Genomic DNA, 3,416 nt, shown 5'->3' on the forward strand with positions numbered 1-3,416 from the left:
GCAAAGCCCACCACCATGCCGGCTTGCGTGCTGCCGGTCACCGAGCAGACCACGATGTAGTCGAACTTGAAGCCCAGCTCAGCTTCTTGCTGGCGCACTTCTTCGGCAAAACCCACAAAGCCCAGGCCACCCAGCGGGTGCTCGGAGCAGCCGGCCGGAATCGGAAACGGCTTGCCGCCGGCTTTGCGCACGTCGTCCATGGCTTGTTCCCAGCTGGGGCGGATGCCGATGTCGAAGCCGGCAGCGTCCAGCCGCACGTCGGCGCCCAGGATGCGCGACATCTCGATGTTGCCCACCCGGTCGTACACCGCGTCGGAGTAGTTGACCCAGTTCTCTTGCACCAGCACGCACTTCATGCCCAGGTGCGCGGCCACGGCGGCTACCTGGCGGGTCTGGTTGGACTGGATGCCGCCGATGGACACCAGGGTGTCGTAGCCGCCCGCGATGGCTTCGGGGATCAGGTATTCGAGCTTGCGGGTCTTGTTGCCGCCAAAGGCAAGTCCACTGTTGCAGTCCTCGCGCTTGGCGTAGAGGTCGACCTTGCCGCCCAGGTGGGCGCTCAGGCGTTTCAGCGGGGTGATAGGCGAGGGGCCAAAGGTCAGGGCGTGGCGCGGGAATTTCTGCAGGTTCATGGTGGTGGCTCTCAAAGTGAATGACGGTGGACGTGCAACGCAGGAGCCTTGCAACGCATAGCGAAATTCTAGGGAGCACCGGGGTTAACAGGGTTGCAAACTTTCTTCCATTTACGGCCTAAAACCCATTCTTATTTGCTATGGTTGTATTTTTATACCGTCAAAAATCACATGTGCGCAACAAAAGTCAAAACTCAGACGGCACCCGCGGATAGCGCCGACCACACCATAGACCGCACCGACAAAGCCATACTGCGCGCCCTGCAGCGCGATGCGTCCGTGACCAACGTGGCGCTGGCGGCCAAAGTGAACTTGAGCCCGCCCGCCTGCCTGCGGCGGGTGGAGCGGCTGAAGCAGCTGGGCTTTATTTCGGGCATCGTCGCCCTGCTCAACCCCAAGGCGCTGGACGCCAGCATGCTGGTGCTGATAGGCGTGGTGCTGGACCGGTCCACGCCCGAATCGTTCGCCCTGTTCGAGAAGGCGGCGGCCAAGGTGTCGGGCTGCATGGAGTGCCATGTGGTGACGGGCGAGTTTGACTACTTCATGCTGCTGCGCACGCGCGACAACGACAGCTTCAACAACCTGCACGCCACGCAGCTGCTACACCTACCGGGCGTGCGGCAGATACGCTCGTTCATGGTGCTCAAGCAGGTACTGTCCACCACGCAATTCCCGATCTAGACCAGGCTTTCACCAGCCTGCGTAGGGCCGCCCATCGTGGTGCAGGTAGCGCCCACGGTCGGCGGGCGTTATAGCTGCCAGGGTGCGGCGCATGGCGGTCACGCTGTTTTGCACCGTCAGGCTGGCGCCAGGGCCGCCCATATCGGTTTGCACCCAGCCGGGGCATAGGGCCAGCAGCGTAGCGCGGGGGTAATCGTGCTGGGCGGCGGCCACCGCCATGTTCAGTGCGGCCTTGCTGACGCGGTAGGTCCAGGCATCGCTGCTGGCCACGCTGCTGGTCTGGCCCATGCCGCTGGTGATGAAGGCAAACACGCCCTCCCCCTCTTCCACCAGCGGGGCCACCTGGGGAATGGCCTGCATCGCACCCAGCACGTTGGTGTGCATCACGCGGTCAAAGTCTTGCTGGGTCGGTGGCGTTGTCGCGCCGCCTTGGGAATACAGGCCCGCCACGTACAGGGCGACGTGGATTTTTTCGCCGTCTAGCTGCCAGGCCAGGCCGCTGATGCTGGCGGGGTCGGCCACGTCCAGCTTCAAGGGCTCGGCTCCCAGGGTGCTGAGCCGGGCCAGCCCGGCGGCATAGCGGGCGGTGGCGATGACGCGGTGCCCGGCATCGGCGTACTGGCGTGCAAACTCCAGGCCGATGCCGCGCGACGCGCCCAGGATGAGGATGTTGGCCATGCGCATGCTCCTATAAGGAAAATCCTATGCTAGCGCAGATAGCACCTGCACCAGCAGCTCCTAACTCTGTAGCAAAAAGTAAAAAAGCCCCGGCATGCCGGGGCTTTTTGTACGTAGGCGCTACACCCGCGTCACGTCGCCATACCCAGCAGCCGCGGCAGCCACAGCGTCAGGCCAGGCCAATAGGTCACCACCATCAAGAAGGCCAGCATGGTCATCAGCCACGGCATCACCGCCACCGTCAGCTCGCTAATCCCCATCTTGGTAATCCCCGATGCCACATACAGGTTCAGCCCCACCGGTGGGTGGCACATGCCGACCTCCATGTTCACCACGATCAAGATGCCGAAGTGGATGGGGTTGATACCCAGCTTCATGGCCACCGGGAACAGGATGGGTGCCAGGATCAGGATGATCGAGCTGGGCTCCATCACGTTACCGGCCAACAGCAGCAAGATGTTGACCACCAGCAAGAAGGCGATGGGGCCAAAGCCTTGGTTGATCATCCAGTCGGCCATGGCCTGGGGGATGTTTTCGCTGGTCATCAAGAAGCTGAACAGCACCGCGTTGGTGATGATGTACAGCAGCATGGCACTCATGCTGGCCGAGTCGAGCAGCACCTTGGGGATGCGCTTCAGGGGCATGTCTTTGTAGACAAATACGGCCACCACAAAGGCATACACCGCCGCCATGGCCGCTGCTTCGGTGGGCGTGAACACACCGCTATAGATACCACCCATCACCACCACGATCAGCAGTAAGCCCCAGACGCTTTCACGGAACGCCAAGCCGCGTTCGGCCCAGGTGGCCTTGGGCATGCGCGGGTAGTTGTTCTTGCGGGCAATGTTCCAGGTGGTGAAACCCAGCGCAATGGCCAGCATGATGCCCGGCACGATACCGGCGATGAACATGGAGCCCACCGACACGTTGGTAGACACCGAGAACATCACCATCGCAATCGACGGCGGAATCAAAATGCCCAGCGAGCCAGAGGTGGTCAAAATGCCTGCGCCAAACTTGGGCGGAAAACCCTGCTTGGTCATGGCCGGCAAGATCACCGAGCCGATGGCCACCACGGTGGCCGGGCTGGAGCCCGACACCGCCGCGAACAGGGCGCAGGCCATCACACCGGCCAGCCCCAGGCCGCCGTGCCAGTGGCCGATCATGCTGGTGGCAAAGCGGATCATGCGCCGCGCCACCCCACCGTGGGTGAGGAAGTTACCCGCCAGAATAAAGAACGGGATCGCCATGATCTCGAACTTTTCAATGCCGGTAAACAGCTTCAGCGCCACCGACTGCACGGGCACATCGGTCATGGTGAACAAGAACGTCAGCACCGTCAGGCCGAGCGAGATGCTGATGGGCATGCCCGTCAGCATCAGCACGATCAGCAGGATAAAAATGATGGCGGTGTTCATGCGTGCG

General features: G+C 62.2%; 4 protein-coding genes. 1 reads left to right on the forward strand and 3 read right to left on the reverse strand.

All coding sequences use genetic code 11. The features are described from left to right. A partial coding sequence (locus ABI213_RS10995) for a 1-aminocyclopropane-1-carboxylate deaminase (protein ID WP_348027058.1) occupies positions 1 to 632 on the reverse strand: 632 nt, incomplete at its 3' end. A gap of 171 nt (positions 633 to 803) precedes the next feature. Between ABI213_RS10995 and ABI213_RS11000 the strand changes: the two genes are divergently transcribed. Beyond that, positions 804 to 1,313, forward strand: a complete 510-nt coding sequence (locus ABI213_RS11000) for a winged helix-turn-helix transcriptional regulator (protein WP_348027060.1) — start codon at positions 804 to 806, stop codon at positions 1,311 to 1,313. Between the two features lie 9 nt (positions 1,314 to 1,322). Here ABI213_RS11000 and ABI213_RS11005 read toward each other — a convergent pair whose 3' ends face one another. Beyond that, complete coding sequence (locus ABI213_RS11005) at positions 1,323 to 1,991, reverse strand: SDR family oxidoreductase (RefSeq protein ID WP_348027062.1); 669 nt, start codon at positions 1,989 to 1,991, stop codon at positions 1,323 to 1,325. 131 nt (positions 1,992 to 2,122) lie between these two features. Next, positions 2,123 to 3,409: a TRAP transporter large permease subunit gene (locus ABI213_RS11010; RefSeq protein WP_348005270.1), complete on the reverse strand. Its 1,287-nt coding sequence runs from the start codon at positions 3,407 to 3,409 to the stop codon at positions 2,123 to 2,125. Positions 3,410 to 3,416 lie beyond the last annotated feature (7 nt).

Source organism: Rhodoferax sp., assembly GCF_039922535.1.
In the GTDB taxonomy this organism is placed as follows: Bacteria; Pseudomonadota; Gammaproteobacteria; order Burkholderiales; family Burkholderiaceae_C; genus Rhodoferax_B.

Coding starts and splice junctions, on each gene's coding strand:
- ABI213_RS11000 (WP_348027060.1), top strand. CDS start 804: ATGTGCGCAACAAAAGTCAAAACTCAGACGGCACCCGCGGATAGCGCC.
- ABI213_RS11005 (WP_348027062.1), bottom strand. CDS start 1,991: ATGGCCAACATCCTCATCCTGGGCGCGTCGCGCGGCATCGGCCTGGAG.
- ABI213_RS11010 (WP_348005270.1), bottom strand. CDS start 3,409: ATGAACACCGCCATCATTTTTATCCTGCTGATCGTGCTGATGCTGACG.